At 61.8% G+C, this 16,539-nt stretch carries 19 protein-coding genes; 8 read left to right on the forward strand and 11 right to left on the reverse strand.

Going from position 1 to position 16,539, the window contains the following annotated elements:
- From FJ414_RS31665 to tnpB, 3 genes are all read left to right on the forward strand, one after another.
- Positions 1 to 223, forward strand: a 223-nt coding sequence (locus FJ414_RS31665; protein WP_246672424.1) for a hypothetical protein, incomplete at its 5' end; no start/stop codon positions are given.
- A 515-nt stretch (positions 224 to 738) separates the two neighbouring features.
- Positions 739 to 936, forward strand: coding sequence for a hypothetical protein (locus FJ414_RS17030; RefSeq protein WP_140645536.1), 198 nt, complete (start codon positions 739 to 741; stop codon positions 934 to 936).
- A 1,923-nt stretch (positions 937 to 2,859) separates the two neighbouring features.
- The gene (gene tnpB, locus FJ414_RS31835; RefSeq protein WP_226892230.1) at positions 2,860 to 2,988 is read left to right on the forward strand and encodes an IS66 family insertion sequence element accessory protein TnpB; all 129 of its coding nucleotides are present in this window, start codon (positions 2,860 to 2,862) and stop codon (positions 2,986 to 2,988) included.
- 474 nt (positions 2,989 to 3,462) lie between these two features.
- Here tnpB and FJ414_RS17050 read toward each other — a convergent pair whose 3' ends face one another.
- On the reverse strand, positions 3,463 to 3,969 hold the full coding sequence (locus FJ414_RS17050) for an Hsp20/alpha crystallin family protein (RefSeq protein ID WP_140645537.1): 507 nt from the start codon (positions 3,967 to 3,969) through the stop codon (positions 3,463 to 3,465).
- A 96-nt stretch (positions 3,970 to 4,065) separates the two neighbouring features.
- Positions 4,066 to 4,545, reverse strand: a complete 480-nt coding sequence (locus FJ414_RS17055) for an Hsp20 family protein (protein WP_140645538.1) — start codon at positions 4,543 to 4,545, stop codon at positions 4,066 to 4,068.
- Between the two features lie 334 nt (positions 4,546 to 4,879).
- On the opposite strand from FJ414_RS17055, the gene FJ414_RS17060 reads away from it, so the two are divergent.
- Positions 4,880 to 5,206, forward strand: coding sequence for a DUF982 domain-containing protein (locus tag FJ414_RS17060; protein WP_140645539.1), 327 nt, complete (start codon positions 4,880 to 4,882; stop codon positions 5,204 to 5,206).
- Here the strand turns inward: FJ414_RS17060 and FJ414_RS17065 are convergent.
- Entirely contained in the window at positions 5,190 to 5,468 is a 279-nt protein-coding gene (locus FJ414_RS17065; protein ID WP_140645540.1) for an usg protein, read from the reverse strand. The genes FJ414_RS17060 and FJ414_RS17065 overlap by 17 nt on opposite strands.
- Positions 5,469 to 5,486: 18 nt before the next feature.
- Positions 5,487 to 5,828 carry a hypothetical protein gene (locus tag FJ414_RS17070; RefSeq protein WP_140645541.1) on the reverse strand — a complete coding sequence of 114 codons (342 nt, stop codon included), beginning with the start codon at positions 5,826 to 5,828 and terminating at the stop codon, positions 5,487 to 5,489.
- A 336-nt stretch (positions 5,829 to 6,164) separates the two neighbouring features.
- Between FJ414_RS17070 and FJ414_RS17075 the strand changes: the two genes are divergently transcribed.
- The 4 genes from FJ414_RS17075 to FJ414_RS17090 all read left to right on the forward strand — a co-directional run bounded on the left by FJ414_RS17075 (position 6,165) and on the right by FJ414_RS17090 (position 8,862).
- Positions 6,165 to 6,479, forward strand: coding sequence for a co-chaperone GroES (locus tag FJ414_RS17075; protein ID WP_140645542.1), 315 nt, complete (start codon positions 6,165 to 6,167; stop codon positions 6,477 to 6,479).
- 56 nt (positions 6,480 to 6,535) lie between these two features.
- The gene (groL, locus tag FJ414_RS17080; RefSeq protein WP_140645543.1) at positions 6,536 to 8,167 is read left to right on the forward strand and encodes a chaperonin GroEL; all 1,632 of its coding nucleotides are present in this window, start codon (positions 6,536 to 6,538) and stop codon (positions 8,165 to 8,167) included.
- 63 nt (positions 8,168 to 8,230) lie between these two features.
- Entirely contained in the window at positions 8,231 to 8,554 is a 324-nt protein-coding gene (locus FJ414_RS17085) for a hypothetical protein (RefSeq protein ID WP_140645544.1), read from the forward strand.
- A gap of 11 nt (positions 8,555 to 8,565) precedes the next feature.
- On the forward strand, positions 8,566 to 8,862 hold the full coding sequence (locus tag FJ414_RS17090) for a DUF982 domain-containing protein (protein ID WP_140645545.1): 297 nt from the start codon (positions 8,566 to 8,568) through the stop codon (positions 8,860 to 8,862).
- Between the two features lie 995 nt (positions 8,863 to 9,857).
- On the opposite strand, the gene FJ414_RS17100 is transcribed toward FJ414_RS17090, so the two are convergent.
- From FJ414_RS17100 to trbF, 7 genes are all read right to left on the reverse strand, one after another.
- Positions 9,858 to 10,991, reverse strand: coding sequence for a substrate-binding protein (locus tag FJ414_RS17100; RefSeq protein WP_140645546.1), 1,134 nt, complete (start codon positions 10,989 to 10,991; stop codon positions 9,858 to 9,860).
- A gap of 104 nt (positions 10,992 to 11,095) precedes the next feature.
- Entirely contained in the window at positions 11,096 to 11,368 is a 273-nt protein-coding gene (locus FJ414_RS17105; RefSeq protein WP_091581466.1) for a hypothetical protein, read from the reverse strand.
- Positions 11,369 to 11,458: 90 nt separating this feature from the next.
- Positions 11,459 to 13,003 carry an HD domain-containing phosphohydrolase gene (locus tag FJ414_RS17110; RefSeq protein WP_246672425.1) on the reverse strand — a complete coding sequence of 515 codons (1,545 nt, stop codon included), beginning with the start codon at positions 13,001 to 13,003 and terminating at the stop codon, positions 11,459 to 11,461.
- A gap of 427 nt (positions 13,004 to 13,430) precedes the next feature.
- Positions 13,431 to 13,652 carry a DUF2274 domain-containing protein gene (locus FJ414_RS17115; RefSeq protein ID WP_140645548.1) on the reverse strand — a complete coding sequence of 74 codons (222 nt, stop codon included), beginning with the start codon at positions 13,650 to 13,652 and terminating at the stop codon, positions 13,431 to 13,433.
- 1 nt (position 13,653) lies between these two features.
- Positions 13,654 to 14,790: a TrbI/VirB10 family protein gene (locus tag FJ414_RS17120; protein WP_140645549.1), complete on the reverse strand. Its 1,137-nt coding sequence runs from the start codon at positions 14,788 to 14,790 to the stop codon at positions 13,654 to 13,656.
- Complete coding sequence (gene trbG, locus FJ414_RS17125) at positions 14,787 to 15,851, reverse strand: P-type conjugative transfer protein TrbG (RefSeq protein WP_140645550.1); 1,065 nt, start codon at positions 15,849 to 15,851, stop codon at positions 14,787 to 14,789. The genes FJ414_RS17120 and trbG overlap by 4 nt, the downstream gene beginning before the upstream one ends.
- Entirely contained in the window at positions 15,848 to 16,537 is a 690-nt protein-coding gene (gene trbF / locus FJ414_RS17130; protein WP_140645551.1) for a conjugal transfer protein TrbF, read from the reverse strand. The genes trbG and trbF overlap by 4 nt, the downstream gene beginning before the upstream one ends.
- Between the last annotated feature and the right edge of the window lie 2 nt (positions 16,538 to 16,539).

Below are 16,539 nucleotides of genomic sequence, written 5' to 3' on the forward strand. Positions count from 1 at the left end.
CGCGGGAGGAATACCAATGACCATCCAAAAGGAAGACTATCGAACCAACAGAGCCGACTATGCCATCGCATCGATGCAAGGCCAATCGGCCGCTTTTGATGCTCGCCATGAGAGACGGGAAAGCAAGAAATCCCTGTGGCTGAGAGATCGGCGGCTCGCCAGATTGGCCGAAAATCCGTGTGAAACCGTGCCAGGATCAAGAGCCAGACGGCGCGGGAATTAGCGCGCTGGTTGTCGTTAGCCGGTGCCGTGTCTCGCCCCCGAGACCCATCGGCCAGGCCCGGCGTTTGCTGGCAGCTGCCAGCCTGCCGGGCCGCTCCTGCTGTCCTTTACTCATCGCGCCAGATCACCCGCTTCTCCCACCGGATTTCGACAAGCCGCCGAAAGCGGATCGTGTGGGCCTGCTCGCCGGTCGCGTGAAATAGCTGCGCGCTCATCCACTCTCGGCCGCCGGCGGGCTTTGCCCCTCACCTCGTCGATCGTGACGTTGCCGATGACCTCTCGCAACTCGATCGGCTTGTAGTAGCGCGTGATGTTGCAGCGGGCGCAGCGGATCCCCGCCACCTGCCCTGCGTCGTGGGCATGCGACAAGGTCCAGGGAGCACCTCTCGGCCACTTCTCGGGTTGCTCAGGCATAGGAGTGAAATGAGGAACGCAATCCTGTGTGGTCAAGGGATCCCTTGACATTTTGTTCTCTTTTCGTTCACTGTCTCTCAATTGCGACGAAAGGAGCCCGAGATGCTGCATAAACCGCTGCGCAAGCCGCCTCACATGCCAACTGGTGTCTCTATCGCAATGATGGACGACGGCATAACCAAGGTCGGGGTCTTAACGCTGCAGACGATCGGCGAGGATGTCGAAATTGCAATCAACCTTGAAGCCGTCGCCGTCATGACCAAGGCGCTTAACGCCTTGGCTCAGGAGCTACGCAAATAGAGGGCATTGGGCCGCCGCGTCGACGCAATTGCTTGCGGTTTTCGCAACTCACGTTTTTCGGCCGCAGTCAGCTTATCCACTGTCAATATGCGTTACATATATTAGCAACTGCTTGACTAAGACGCCGGCCGCCCCAGAATCCCAGAATGGCGAAGGGCTCTTTCAACATCGGCGACGAAGTCGCCATCACAGCGACGCTGCGCGGGCGTATGTGACCGAAGACCGGATCAGCGTGTCGACCCCAGCTACGACTTTCCCCATTCGGTAATGGACAGGACGTCGAAGGTGAAGCACGGCCAGCCAATCGAGCTGATAGGCGATGTCACCCGCGTCGATGAGGGCAAAGTGACAGTCAATCTCGGCCTTTATGCTTAGCGCAATGCAAGGGAGGGGCGGCCCGCCGTGATCGTTGCTCAGATGATAAACGACTTCGTCACGGTGCAGGTATCCGGGAGCCATTTGCGATGGGTGCATTGCCGAAGCCCTGCGTCTCAGCTCTCATGCGCATGCCGCCCAGACCACCGAGGCGTTGGGGACCACTTCGGATTTCACCCGACAGCGCGGGCGGTGCGCCAGATGCTGTAGCGAAAGGACAGTGACAGTCGCGCATCAGGATAAATAAGCGGGCCGTCCAATCCGGGTGATCTGCAAAGCCCGTCGCAGCTAATAAGCGTAAGCGACCGGCTTTTCTTGGTTGCAGACAAATCAAACGAAAAAGCCGCCGCTCGCTTGAGTTGACTAACACCCTTCGGTGGTTGTTTTCATCTGGCCCGGGGCTGCTGATTTCGCGCTGGTATCTTGCTGGCCCGGAGCCGCTTGTTTTGCGCTGCCGGTCTGTTGGCCAGGTGCACAATCCTTTGCCGAATTGGAATTGGTGCCGCTAGTGGTGGTGGAGTCGGTGCCTTGAGCGCTGGGCATTGTCGTCGTGTTTGAAGAAGATCCACTCGTGGTAGTGCTGTTGGTCTGGGCCAAGCCCAGCCCCGTGGACATGGCCATTATCGCTGATGCTAAAAGTATCTGCCTCATTGTTCTCATCTCCTTGGAAGCTGCAACGTCCCTTCTGTTGCATAACATCGAGACAAGCGGGCGGTTCCAGATCCGCAAGTGCCTGGGGACTGTCAATGCCGATTTTTCAGGAATTGCGCTTCGCGGAGCAAAGCGGTCCAGTCCGTCCCAATCAGATGTATTAGCTCAGCGGCCCGCTGCTCGGTGATCCCGGTCTCTTTTGCCAGCCTCTCGGCCAGCTGCCGCTTTGCAACGCGCGCTCGTATCGGTAGTGTCTCAGTTTGAAATTTTGACGTTGGTTAAAATTGTCGGGACCGTTGCGCGGTCGCCGCATTAACCGGGGAAGCGGTCGCTCCTTTCAGGGGTGTAGCCGCTTACGAAATCGCAGGAAGCCCGCCGCTCGACTTGGTAGCGGCGGGCTTTTCGTTCCCTGGATGTCCTGCAATCGTTCTTCCGTAGCGTCATCTAATCGACCTGCGGTTGTTAGGAGTTGTCCGCAGCGCGCTTCTTACATGGACCGCGTGCCCGGCTTCGGCGCAACGGCGTCCATTTTCTCGCAAAGGTCTTCCATCGACCACAAAAGTGAACGTGCTTGCTATTTTCCCGGTGTTTCGCTGCTGCCTTCTTAACGATCTCGGCGCCGCTCTGGCGTCATGTTCTCGGCGCGCTTCTTTCCGCCCTTGGCACCTAGCGCCTTGGCGCGGGGTCTTTATGATGGGCGGCGCGTGTTTGCGCCGACTGGCAGCACTGCGGCCGCGGTGAAGCGGCAGCTGGCGGCCACGGAGAAGGCGTTATGATCGTCGTCCCGGCCGGCGTGAAAGTGCATCTGGCTTTGGGTCACACCGACATGCGCAAAGGCTCGATGGGCTCGCGACGCTGATCCAGGAACATCTGAAGAAGGAGCCGTTCTCGAGGCATCTGTTCGTGTTCCGCGGCAAGAATGCCTGGCTGCTGAAGATCCTGTTCTGGGATGTCACCGGTCTTTGTCTGTTCACCAAGCGCATGAACCACGGACAGTTCATGTGGCCGAGCCTGGCGGCTCGGTGACGCTGTCGCCGGCACAGCTGTCGGGTTGGCCGAACGTCTGCAATGTTTGGGAGTAGAGGCTGGGCATCCGGGAGAAGTCTAATACCGGCACTCACCCTGGCAGTCGAGATTGCGGATGCGGTAGCAGCAGCAAAAAAGCGGCAGCGAGCTTCCTTTGATGTGAAATCCAAGGCAGAAGAACTGGCGAGGACTCACCCCAACGCGGGGGCCAGCGTCGGTGATGTCACAGATACTCTCGAAGAGGAGAGCTTGGCCGCTGGCATCATACCGATATCTGAGCCGCGCCATTAGGCCGCGCTCAATCGAGCAGCATGCGTTCCTCTTTAGCGGCAGCCTCGATCGTTCTCGACGGCGCCCGCGTGTTTCGTTCGGGCTTTGCCGGAATGCGGCTCGTCGCTGAGAGGCATTTCTCTTCCTGGTAGAGCAGGTGTGGCGCGGGAGGCCCGGCCTGTCGGCGACCTTCCGCGCCACATGTCAGCTCTTGATTTCGATGCGCTTTGCCTGTGATTGCGCTTTCGCGGTCTTCGGCAGCCTCACCGTCAACACACCGTTTTTGAAGCGGGCGTCGACCTCGCCCTCCTCGACTTCGTAACCGAGGGGGATGCGCCGCTCGAAGCGGCCGTAGTAGCGCTCCGAGAACTGCCGGTCCCTGTCCTCCGTTTCGGAGCGCTTCTCGCCCTTCAGCGTCAGCACGCTGTCATCGAGCAGCACTTCAATGTCCCTTTCCTCCAGACCGGGAACCTCGGCCGTCACCTTGATCTCCTTCTCGCCGTCGGAAATCTCGACGCTCGGCCAGCCGCTGCCGAATGAAGATAGCGTACCGAAGGCCGGTAGCGCAGGGCCGAAGCCGCGGAAAGCGTCGTCGAACAGGCGGTTCACCTCGCGATGCAACGAGAGAAAGGGGTCGCGCTCGTCATCGCGAAACAAGCTCGGAAGCCGGCTATTTTCCCGTCTCCAAGGGATCAGATCACGTACACTCATTGTTGTTCTCCTTTCTGTTGATTGGATTTGACCAATCGTTTCGCGACGGCACCGGGCGAGGCCCGATGCCGCGCGCGCCAGACCATCAGCGAGCTCTCAGGCGACCTGCCTCTCAGCTTCGATCTTCCGGTTCGCCGCGACCTTCGGCATCGTCTTGTCGGATGCGATTTCGATCCTGCGCGGCTTCATCTCTTCGGGAATCTCGCGCTTGAGATCGATCGTCAGCAAACCATTGACGAGACCGGCGCCGACAACCTTGACGTGATCGGCCAGTTCAAAACGGCGTTGGAAGGCTCGGCCGGCAATGCCGCGATGCAGGTAATGGCTGTTGTCCTCGCCGACCTTCTGGCCAGACACCATGAGCATGTTCTGCTCCTGCGTGACGGTCAGTTCGTCTTGGCTGAATCCGGCGACCGCCATGGTGATGCGGTAGTCGTCCTCATCGGTCTTGGCGATGTCATAGGGCGGCCAGTTGTCGATCGGCTCGCCTCTGCTCGCAGCCTCGAGCGCGTTCAGCATGCGGTCGAAGCCGATGCTCGACCTGAACAGAGGGGTAAAGTCGAATGTCGTTCTCATAGCTACATCCTCCATTGAGCAATATAGATACGAGGAGCGCCAAGGATGCGGCGCTCCTTGACCTTCGCTGGCCCTTTCAGGCGCCAGCAAAATCGATCTGGGAATTCAATTCCACCGCGTCAAGAGGCAGAGCGGCAATCATCATGGCGCCCGAAGGCATCGCCGGGCCGATCGGGCTGCTGGCTGCCGATGGGGAGGTTCAACGGTTTTGACGCCGGCCATGCGGCAACCTTGACACGGCATGGGCGGCCAACCATCTCGACAAGGGGCGTTCGCCGATGGCGCCGCCCGATTGCTTGCTCGCAAAAGACTGGAACAACAAACGGAGGAAGTGATGAACGACGTTCGGTTTCCCGAACCGGTCAAGCTCGAATTTCCCGCCACTTCGCGCAAGGTCGCCAGCAGCTTCGAGGCATTGGAATGCCTGGATCAGCAATGGCCTGAATGGGCGCAGGGACGCAGCTGGCGCGCCGCAGAGCGGGCCTGCCGCGACGCGCTGGATGGCTGGCGCAGCGGCCGTGAGGCTTATAACGCTTTCAAGAAAGCGGCGAAACGGGCCGGCCTGATACCGGCAGATGGCCATTCCGCGCTCCGCAAATGCCGTCCGATGAGGACGACCGGAGGCTTGCGATCTGACGCCACGCTCAGTGGATGGCAATGATCCCGTCGACGGCGCGCAATTCCGAAGGTTGGATGAGGCGATGGTGGGCGACTCGCACGGAATGCAGCGCGCCCACCAGTTCACGCTCCCAATAGCCCAGGAATTCTTGCAGCTCCGGAAACTCCGGCGCCAAGTCATATTCTTGCCAGACGTAGAGCTGCAGCAGGCTCGGGTGATCGGGAAGATGGTAATGGATCTCGGCGGTGGTCAGTCCGTAGCCAACCATCTGCAGTCGGAACTCCCTGCTGACCGCGTTGACCATATGCTTCTCCTTACGATTTCATGCGTCCAGTCGGTCAAACATGTGCCGATGATCGGTTGCCGGATATGGCGTCGCAGCCTCGACATCGAGTTTGCACAAGGCATCCATGATCTGGTCCAAGGTTACCGGCCGCTCGGTACCCGGCGGCTGACGCAGCGCTGGCATGGATTCCACAGCGCAGGCATCCGAAGCCCAGGACGACAGAATCGCCCGCTTTTCCTGACGATCGAGCGTCTCGTCCTTCAAGACCTCGTCAGGATGCTTGAAATGCCTGGCCGGCGCCAGCAGGCGATCGAGCGAATAGTCGGATGTTTCGGGGGCAAGAGAGGAAATTATCGGCGAAAACGTCTGGTGGTTCATCGATGTCCTCCGTCTGCAAAAACTCCTCGAATAGCGTTCGTGTTCCAGGCTGCCGTCCCATGGGCAGCAGCAGCGATAATTTTGTCTGCGAGTCGCGAAAATTCAAGCTGCAAAGTCTCCCGTTCGAACGAAATAGCTGCACGATAACAGTCCGTTGGCACTCTCATATGCCGAGTGCTAATTTTTTTGCATCGGCCCCTTGAAACCCGAAAATCCCAAAACTAGCTCGATATGCGCGCGCGATGCCCGAGAGGGTCGCGTCGCCCCGCACCGGCCGATATTGCCGGTCCGGTGCGGGGGAACCTCAAAACCTGTTTGTCCTTGAAGGAGAACGACATGGCGTTCCGTCCATTGCATGACCGTATCCTGGTCCGCCGCATCGAAGCCGACGAAAAAACGGCGGGTGGCATCATCATCCCCGATACCGCCAAAGAAAAGCCGAGCGAAGGCGAAGTCATCGCCGTCGGCTCTGGCGTTCGTGACGACGGCGGCAAGCTGGTCGAACTCGACGTGAAGGTCGGCGACCGGATCCTGTTTGGAAAATGGTCCGGCACCGAGATCAAGCTGAACGGTGAGGACCTGCTCATCATGAAGGAGAGCGACGTGATGGGCGTGATCGAGCAGACTGCCACAATGAAGAAGGCCGCCTGAGGGCTTTTTCAAACAGTCAACCAGTCAATGAAAACTGCCTAAAGAGGAGTTATCCAATGGCCGCCAAAGAGGTGAAATTCCATACCGAAGCCCGCGAGAAGATGTTGCGGGGCGTCGACATCCTCGCCAACGCCGTGAAAGTGACGCTGGGACCAAAGGGCCGCAACGTCGTCATCGATAAATCGTTCGGCGCGCCGCGCATCACCAAGGACGGCGTCACCGTCGCCAAGGAGATCGAGCTCGAGGACAAGTTCGAGAATATGGGCGCGCAGATGGTGCGCGAAGTGGCATCGAAGACCAACGACATCGCCGGCGACGGTACGACCACGGCAACGGTTCTTGCGCAAGCGATCGTCAAGGAGGGGGCCAAAGCCGTGGCCTCGGGCATGAATCCCATGGACCTGAAGCGCGGCATCGACAAGGCCGTCGACGCAGTGGTCGCGGAGCTGAAGGCCAACGCCCGTAAGGTGACGAAGAACGACGAAATCGCGCAGGTCGGCACCATATCGGCCAATGGCGATGCCGAGATCGGCCGCTTCCTGGCTGAGGCCATGGAGAAGGTCGGCAATGAAGGCGTCATCACGGTCGAGGAAGCCAAGACCGCCGAGACCGAGCTCGAAGTCGTCGAAGGCATGCAGTTCGACCGCGGCTATCTCAGCCCCTACTTCATCACCAACCAGGACAAGATGCGCGTCGAGCTCGAGGAGCCCTACGTGCTCATTCATGAGAAGAAGCTCTCCAACCTGCAGGCCATGCTCCCGGTGCTTGAAGCGGTGGTGCAGTCAGGCAAGCCGCTGCTGATCATCGCCGAGGACGTCGAGGGCGAAGCGCTGGCCACGCTGGTCGTCAACAAGCTGCGCGGCGGTCTGAAGGTCGCGGCCGTCAAGGCTCCGGGCTTCGGCGACCGTCGCAAGGCCATGCTCGAGGACATCGCCATCCTCACCGGCGGCACCGCGATTTCGGAAGACCTCGGCATCAAGCTGGAGAATGTTACGATCCAGATGCTGGGCCGCGCCAAGAAGGTAGCGATCGAGAAGGAAAACACCACGATCGTCGACGGCGTCGGCCGCAAGGAAGAGATCCAGGGCCGCATCGCCCAGATCAAGGCGCAGATCGAGGAGACCACCTCGGACTACGACCGCGAGAAGCTGCAGGAGCGGTTGGCTAAGCTCGCCGGCGGCGTCGCGGTGATCCGCGTCGGCGGCTCGACCGAGGTCGAGGTCAAGGAACGCAAGGACCGTGTCGACGACGCGCTTCATGCGACCCGCGCGGCTGTCGAGGAAGGCGTGCTGCCCGGCGGCGGCGTCGCACTGCTCAGGGCTGCAAAGGCGCTCGATAACGTGGCTGTCGACAATGCCGACCAGAAGACCGGGGTCGAAATCGTTCGCCGCGCGATCGAAACCCCGGTGCGCCAGATCGCCGAGAACGCGGGAGCCGAGGGGTCGATCATCGTCGGCAAGCTGCGCGAGAAGGCGGAGTTCGGCTGGGGCTGGAATGCCCAGACCAACGAGTTCGGCGATCTCTATACGCAGGGCGTTATCGACCCGGCGAAGGTCGTGCGCACCGCACTGCAGGACGCCGCCTCGGTCGCGGGCCTGCTCGTCACCACGGAAGCCATGGTGGCCGAAAAGCCTAAGAAGGAAGCACCGGTCCCGGCGATGCCGGGCGGCGGCGGAATGGATTTCTGAGCGCCGGCAGACTCGCTCCCCACGTGGGGAGCGAGCATCGCCAGATCGATTGGGGAGAATATCATGAATGTGATGACCGGCGAGGGAACCGTTCCGGCCCCGGCATGCTCGCCGAGCGAATTCCTTGCCTACGAAGAGGAATGCCGAACGGCGCTCAAGCCGCTGCTGACGGGCTTGCTGGACATGGCCGAATCTGCGGGCTGGAACCGGCGCACGGTGACGTCGACGCTGATCCTGTCGGCGCACGTGTCGCGGCATCGGGAGTGTCTGCGGAGAGCCGAACCTGATGCTCGGATCTCGCGTCTTGGCAGAATCCGGCAGGGCGTCGAGTTGTCCTTGCGGACAGGCCTGTTGCTCGGCACGCCGCAGTCGCAACGCTATCGATAGAGGCTCAAGTCATGACAAACACGCGCTTTGAACAACCTGTCACAATCCTGGTCGGAATGGGTTTCCCGGTGACAATCGAGAACGCGATGGAAGCATGTTCCCTGCTTCAGGACTGGCCCGCCCCCGGCCGTAACGGGGCTCATGCGGTCGCGCTCAACGCCTGCAAAGCCGGCATTGCCGGTGAGGTCGATCCGGAGATCGTGCGGGCAACCCTGGTCGCCTTCGCACGTCGCAATGACATACTGGTGCCGAACACGCTGGTAGCGAAAACGATCTCACGGACCGCATCCACGGATCGGACCGCGTAGTCCACCAGCCGTCACGCAAAATCGCGCCTCGGGGGGCGCCGGCGAGCGCCACCGTCTTGCCGCCCCGCGAGGAAGAGAACCCCGCAATCCAATCTTAAAGCGTCGACCAGTGGCGACGGCCTCGATTGGGCCACTCAAGTAGGTTCTCGACGGCTGCCTGGACTTTGTTGACCTCTTAGCAGACGCCATGCTGCCGGTCTTAACCGAGACCGGCGGCGAGAACCAAAGGACGCCGTGGGTGCGCATCACTCATGCAAATCGAAGGCGACGAACCGGCCGAGCAAAACCGCCTCGAATATGATGAGTTCGGTGAGTTCGCAATCCTTCGAGGTGAGTTCGAGGCCAAGTTCACGGGCTGCCGCGATAGTTGCTTTAATGGAAACCGTTTCGTCCAGAGGCGCGCTTAGGAGCGCTGCATGGACAAGCTCTTTAGCGGTGCTCGCCGGCCTATGAGCGATTTAACGTCCACCAGCCCAACTCCACTGTACCCCGAATGCTCAATCGTTGTGGCAAGGCTCGCGGGAAATCAACCAAAATCTGTGTGAAAAAGAGATGAGGGGCCAGTCTACCCGGCTGGCCCTCTAAGTCCGCAGCCTTTCCAAGGAGGGGGACTCCCAGGCTGGCGGGCTGGTGGAGAGGATAGCGGCATTAGGCGGACGGTTATTGATTTATGATAAAATTGGTTGCGAGGAGACGTAACCACTGACCCTGACATCCGCTGATTGTGACGATTTGACGAGAGTGCGCCGGATCGAGATTGGCAATAGCTAAAACAGAAAATTCACATCTTGCAAAGGAACAGGGCCTGCACCGGCTAACACCGGCGCTATGCAGCTTGGGCACAGACGGTCCGGTTCATCCAGAAAGGTACCACTCTGCTGGCGATCCCCATCTTGGCGCAACGTCGTCGCTGGCCGTTACGAGAAGGTGGACGGCGAGGGCACCATCTAGCCGCCCTCGCCTATTGGAAAAGCAGTGATCGGGATCCGCGCAGCTCACCTCACGTTGCTCAGTTGGAATTCTTCGGTAAGCATTCGCTGGTTGGGATCGATCGGACCCAGGTTCTTCACGACCCTGAATCGACCGCTCTGTGCCTGTGCGATGTACATGTTCATCCGCACATGATGCTGGCCGGGAACCATCTCCGCCGGGCCCCCAGGTCCCTCACTGATCCGAGCGTGATCGAGCGCCCGGATAACCGCGTCGCGCTCGACGGTGGCGGCCTCATGAACGGCGGCCTCCCACATCTTGATCGCCCGGTAGTGACCAGTGCACCCGCTGCCCGCAGTCAAGGTAGCGCTGCCGGGGAACCGCGCGCTGTAGCGCCGCAACAGTGCGCGGCCGAACGGTTCGTCGAGTTCCTGGTAATAGTCGAGGCAGCTGTAGAGGCCCTCGATCTGGTCGGGCGGCACCAGGTTGAAGAAGTTCTCATCGAAGTAGGTACAGACGATCCGGCCGCCGCGTTTGCCGAAGCCGGCCTTGTGCAGTTCTTCGAGGAACGGTGTCAGCCCCGGCGGGACGATGGTGTTGAAAACCACGTCGGCGCCGCTCGCCATGATCTGCTGCACCGTCCGCCGGAAATCGACAGTGTCCAGCGGAAAATACTCCTCGCCGACGATCTCGCCGCCATTGGCGCGCACCACCTGGCTCGCGGCCTTGTTCAGCAAATGAGGCCAGATGTAATCGGCCGATGGCAGGTAGAATTTCCTGGCTCCCGTGGACTCCATGAGCCATGGGATCAGCGGCTCGACCTGCTGCGCGGGCACCGGGCCCGTGCAGAAGATCAAGGGATCGTTCTCCTGTCCCTCATACTGCTCGGTATAGATGTAAAGCGTCCTGCCCCGGGTGACCGCCTCACTTTTGATGGCCAAGCGGGTCGAGCTGTATATGCCGCCGACGACCACATCGATCTTGTCGACGTCGATCAGCTTTGCGGTCCTTGCCTTGGCGGCGCCGTCGTTCGTCTCGCCATCCTCAATGACGAGCTCCACCGGCCGGCCGAGGAGGCCGCCCTTGGCGTTGATGTCGTCGACGAGCATGGTGGTGAGGTTCGCATTGGCGACGCCCATGAAAGACAACGGGCCGGTGAGTTCGGCGATAAGGCCGATCTTGATGGGTTTCGGATTCATGTCATTTCTCCGATTCTGGGTGTTGCGAGTTTTGGGGAATTCGGCTTCCGAGGTGTTTGCCGGGCGCGCCGCCGCCAGCCAGCAGGCGGCGCGCAGCGTGGACGTCAGGCCTCGTAGTGACCGAGCAGCAATGCCGCCTGCGGCTTGCCCACATGGCCGGCTTCCTGCAGGATCGCAGGCACCTCCGGATCCGACACGAAATTCTTCCAACCCTCGGCGTCCCAGTCGAAGATCGCCCAGACGCGGTCAGGTTCGCTTGGGTCGCGGAACACGGTTGCGCCGTTCGAGCCATGCAGCCGGCGCTTGTCGGCGCCCTTGGTCGAAAAGATCCGGATGAAGCGGTCGACGTCCGCCACCTTGGTCGTTGCGAGAAGCATCTGATTTCCTCCTGTCGGTCGCGGCCACCATTGGTCCATCGACAGGATCACGATGCGCGCGCCGGAGCGGGCGCACATGGGGTGGATTCCCTATGCCGGCATTTCGCCCGGTCGGACAAGGCTGTGCTCGACCGCATAGAGCGCGGCACCGGCGCGGGTGGTCACGCCGATCTTGGAGTAGACGCTCTGGATGTGGTGGTCGGCGGTCTTGGGCGAGATATCGAGCTTGCGAGCCGTCTCCTTCGCCGTAAGGCCGGCGGCGATCAGGCGCAGCACCTCGATTTCGCGCCGCGTCATGCCGGCTAGCGCCTGCGGCAAAGCCCGGCGCGACTGCTGTCCGGCGAAGGACAACACGGCCTCGGCAGCCTCGGGGCAGATACAGCCGTCACGAACAGCCGCACGCAACTGCGTCGCCGCCGCCTCGCTGGACAGCGCCTTGCGGTGCGGACGTTCCTCCCGCGACGTCTGGAACGCCTCGGCGGCGGCCAGGATCCTGGCCGCCGGAGACAGGTCGGAGCCGCTGACCTTGCGGTGATATCCCGAACCGTCCAGGCGCTCGTGATGGCGCAGCACGAGCGCGCCCATCGCGTCGCCGTCGTGGCCGAAGGAAGCCAGCGCCCGCTCACCGTAATAGGCGTGCAGCTGCGCCGCGTCGCGCTCTCGCACCGACAGCGGGCCGTTGCGCATCCAGGTCGCCACCGGCACCACCAGTTCGCCGATGTCATGGATGCAGCCCGACCAGCGCAGGGCGCGGACATCGGCAGTGGGCAACCCGATCCGCTGGCCCGCACCCGCGGCCAGCTCCGACACCATCCGCGAATGGCCTTGCGTGAACGGCATGCGCATGTCGATCATGTCGGCAATAGCGAGGAACGCCTCGTCACAAGCCGCCTCATCCAGCGTCACCGGCGGATCGGGCTCCAGCGCCAAAATCGTCTCGCGATCGACTGTCGCACCGATATCCTTCATCAGCGCGGTCGCGTTGGCCGAGACGAGCCGGGCTAGACCCGCTTCGTATGGGCCATCGCCGCGACTGGCAACGGTTTCGGCCATCGCGTCGATACCGACAGCATCGCTGAGCGCAATCACATCCTGCGCCAATGTGATCAGGCGGACGGCCGGCAGAACATCCTCGCGGCTTAAGCCGCGCGGCAGGCCCTTGCCGTCCCAGCGTTCGTAGATCTGGCCAAGGTTGCGCCGGATGTCCTCGGACAGGCCAAGCCGCTCGCCGATACGCTGGGCGACCTCGCAATGCGCAGTCAGCACCGGGCGGGCCACGGCCAGCGCCTGCGCCATCGCAGCCTCGATCGCCCTGGCCTGCGCGTCAGGCTCGAGATAGTAGTAGAACCGCTTGAAGGCCTGCACGAAGACCCTGCCCAATTCTGCACGGTTGCCCATGTCGAGAGCGACAAGATCCTGGCGCAGTGCGATTTCGTCACCGAAGGTGGCCGCCAGAAGGTCCGTATCCGCATTGCAGCCGACATAGCGCAGCATCGACTGGTGGTAGGCATTGCGCCGGTCCTGCTCGGAAACACCCGCAAGGTCCGCGATCCGCATTGCAAGCACGCAAGATTTCAGCGCGAAGTCGCGGGAATGGCCTGTCGCGAGGTCCGACGCATAAGCGAGGACCATCATGAAGTCCGCTCGGCGTATCGAGACTTCTGTCATCGCACACCCCAACCAACACATATGCTATCCCGGCGCGCGCCGAATACCTAGGGCAAAAGTCGGAGGCCGGATGTGTATGCTATAAACATCCCGGCGACTCGACGGTAGCTGGTCGCGAATGCCTTGGGCGCCTCACCATTCGCGATGACGAGCGCTACTCCGCGGTAGGGTGGCCAGCGCCCTCACAGGTTATGCCGGGCGGCGCTTCAGCATTGGCTTCTGCTCGTGCAGATCAGCGGTGCCGGGTGCATTGGAAGATCAATCATTCGACCTGTTGGTGAGTACAAGTTTTGGCCGTTCAAGCCTCATTGGGCGTAAGCCATCGACAGGCGAGCATCCTATCGACGGCTCGGCTCAAGACGCTCGCCGGTCGTTGGCCACAGGAAAGCTCGGTCTAAGCCTCCTCCTTCTTTGCTTTCGCAAAACCGCGGTCCGTTGCGATGAACCGTTCAAGCATCGGCGCGATCAAGCGCGATGGATCGGCAGACGGCCGCCCGGTCTCGCGCCCAAGGATCTCTGCGTATTTCACCAAATCGCGATGCAGGGGAGCCGGCAGTTCCACCGTAATCTTCACTGGCTTGTCGTCGGCGATCGTTGCGAGTTTCAACTTGGCCATGTCAACCTCCGTATGGTTCAAGGGCAAGGTCGCGGGTGACGAGGACGCGAACGGGAAACCCCGGCCGGATCGTGAGCGTCGGGGCGATAGCGAGTTGCCGCTGAACGACCTGCTGGCCTACCTGGCTGACGCTATCGGAAGCGCCGCTTCGCAGAGCCCGCACAATATCGCTGTCTTGATCAGAAGAACCGGCCTGCGCGCCAACGCTCAGAATGGTCGACAACGCCGCGGCCTTGAACAACTCGCCCCAGTGATAATCGACGTCGTCCTCTAGGCCGGCATAGCCCTGTGCGTCCGCGCCAGGCTGCCGCTCCAGCACCATGGAGCGTCCGTCGGGAAAGATCAGCCTGTTCCAGACAAGCAGCACGCGGCGCTGCCCGGAACCAATTCCGCTATCGTACTGCCCAACAATACGAGTGCCTTGCGGGACAAGCAGCGAGCGGCCGGTGGGGCTGTCATAGACATTTTCGGTCACCTGAGCGCTGATCTGCCCGGGAAGGTCCGACCGGATACCCGTAATGAGCGCGGCCGGGATCACGGCACCGGCTTGAAGCACATAGGGTGACGCGGGAGGCGTGATGTGATCCGGGGCCACTGTACGCCGGTCAGCGGCGGCAGACAGGAAGGAAAGCTGGCGATCCTGCGCATTTGGCTGAGCATACTGACTGGCAAGATCGCTAACAGGAGGGACGGACGCTTCGGCGGTCTTGGGATCTCCTTGCGCTGTCTGGAAGAAGACGCGCGAGGTTCTGGCCGCTTCCTCTTCGGCTCGTCGGCGCTGCTCGGCTTCGTCAACCGCAGGGCTCGCGATTGAGGGGGGCACGACGGCCTGCCCCTTCTTCTGGGCATCGAGGATCGGCCTGCCGAGATCGCCAGGCAGCGGCGGCCCAAGGATCGGGCCGACATAGTCGCGCGGCAGGCTTGCCAGTCCGTCCGCGGGCGGCCGATTGGAGGTAGGGTAGAGCTCCTCGCCCTGCTTGAATGTGTCGGCGTCCTGCAGAGCGTAAATCAGCGCGCCGCCGACACCGAGCGAGGCGACGAAGCCGATGCCTGCGAGCATCTTGCGCGACAGACGCGTCACACGCGGCGGGTCGGCGCGAAGCCGCATGGGTCCGACGTCCTTATCGTCCTCATTCATGGCTGCAGCGCTCCCCTGTGCATTGCGTTCGGCACCTTCGACGCGGCGCTGACGCTTGGCCTCCGCCACAATCCATGGTCTGTTCCTCCATCAATGCGCACGATCCTTACCGTCTGCTGCCGCTTGCTAGCGCCAAGACGCAGTTCGGCCGCACCAAAAAGGCGGTCGACGATCAGGACGTTTCGATAGACACGGCTGTTGGTGATTTCAGCCTCGCCGTCCGGACCGATGACGAAAATCGGCGGCATCTCGCCTTGCACGATGCCGCGCGGAAACTCGATATAGACCCTGCGCCCATCATCGTAGGCGCTCACCGGCTTCCAGGGCGGGCTGTCCCCGGTGAGGCCGTAGCGATAGTTGCGCACTGTAACGTCCGGTATGACCGGCGTTGTGGCGATCGTCTGCGGGAGGTCCGCTTTCAGAGCCGGATAGGACCACGCAACGGCAGGCATGTAGGGCTTCGCGCCTGAGCGTAGCTCAAGCATATAGCTGCGCCGGTCCGTGGCGATGATAAGGTTCGTAGTGATGTCCGCCCGCGAGGGTTTCACCAGGACGTGGACGCGTCGGGCAATGCCGGACCCGCTTTCGGTGTCGCCGATGATCCAGCGTGCGGTATCACCGGCGGCGATCGGACCGTTTCCGGTCAGGCTCTCGCCCGGCTCGAGCGCGATGTCCGTTATCTGGCCAGGTGAGGCGTAGACCTGGTAGAGCGCTCCCTCGCTCCACGGGTAGATCTGAATCGCGTTGTAATAGCCCTCACGGCGCGGTTCCACGCGCGCCGCGGCGTTTGCGTTTTCGATTCGGGCGGTCGGCGTTTGCCCGACGGCGCCGCCCCGCGCGGGTGCCCAGCCTGGTGGCACGCGAAGAGGCTTCGGCCTTTGGTCGGTCGCGGCGGCCGGAGCCGGCGGCAAGGGTGGAACATAGGTATCGTAGCTGATCGTCGGCGGCTTTTTCGCAGGCGTGGCGCAACCCGCAAGCAGCGTCGTCCCCGACACCAGCATGGCCGACAGCAGATATCTTGGGAAAGTCGTGCCGGCAACAAGACGCGATGTCGGGCTCATTGGCTCATCTCCCGCGACCAGTTGATGGCGTTGACGTAAATACCGAGCGGATTGGCGCGAAGCCGTTCGGCGTCGCTTGGCATCTGAGTCACGATCGTCAGGATCGCGGTCCAGCGCTCGGTGCCTGAAAGCTGACCGTTTTCGTAGTGGTGCTCGATCCAGGCGACACGAAAGGAGCCCGGCGAGGCTCTGATGACCGAAGAAATGTCCACCGCGACCTGCTGCTTGCCGACCTTGGAGAAAGGATCCGCAGCGCGCGCATAGTCGTTGAGCGCCGCAGCACCCAGGTCGGTGGTCCAATCATAGGCGCGCAGCCAGTCCTGGCGCAGGATGATCGGGTCAGCGGGGATGGAGCGTACCTGCTCGATAAAGCGGGCGAGATGCCACGCGATCTGCGGATCGGTCGGCTTATAGTCGGCGGTTGCCGGCTCGATCGCTTGAGCCTGGCCGAGCTTATCGACCTGCACGACCCAGGGCACGACCGTGCCGCGGCCCGACTGCCAGACCAGTGAGGTGGCTAGCCCCGCCGACAGGATGAGCGACCCGAACGCCATGGCGCGCCAGTTGCGAGCCTGCACGCGTGTGGAGCCGATGCGTTCATCCCAGATCTGCTCAGCCTTTTGATAGGGAGTTTCCGGTCGAGGGCTCTTGCCGTAGTGGACGGCGGGGCGCCTAAAGGTGCTCATGG

The sequence above is a fragment of the Mesorhizobium sp. B3-1-6 genome (genome assembly GCF_006439555.1).
Classification (GTDB): domain Bacteria; phylum Pseudomonadota; class Alphaproteobacteria; order Rhizobiales; family Rhizobiaceae; genus Mesorhizobium.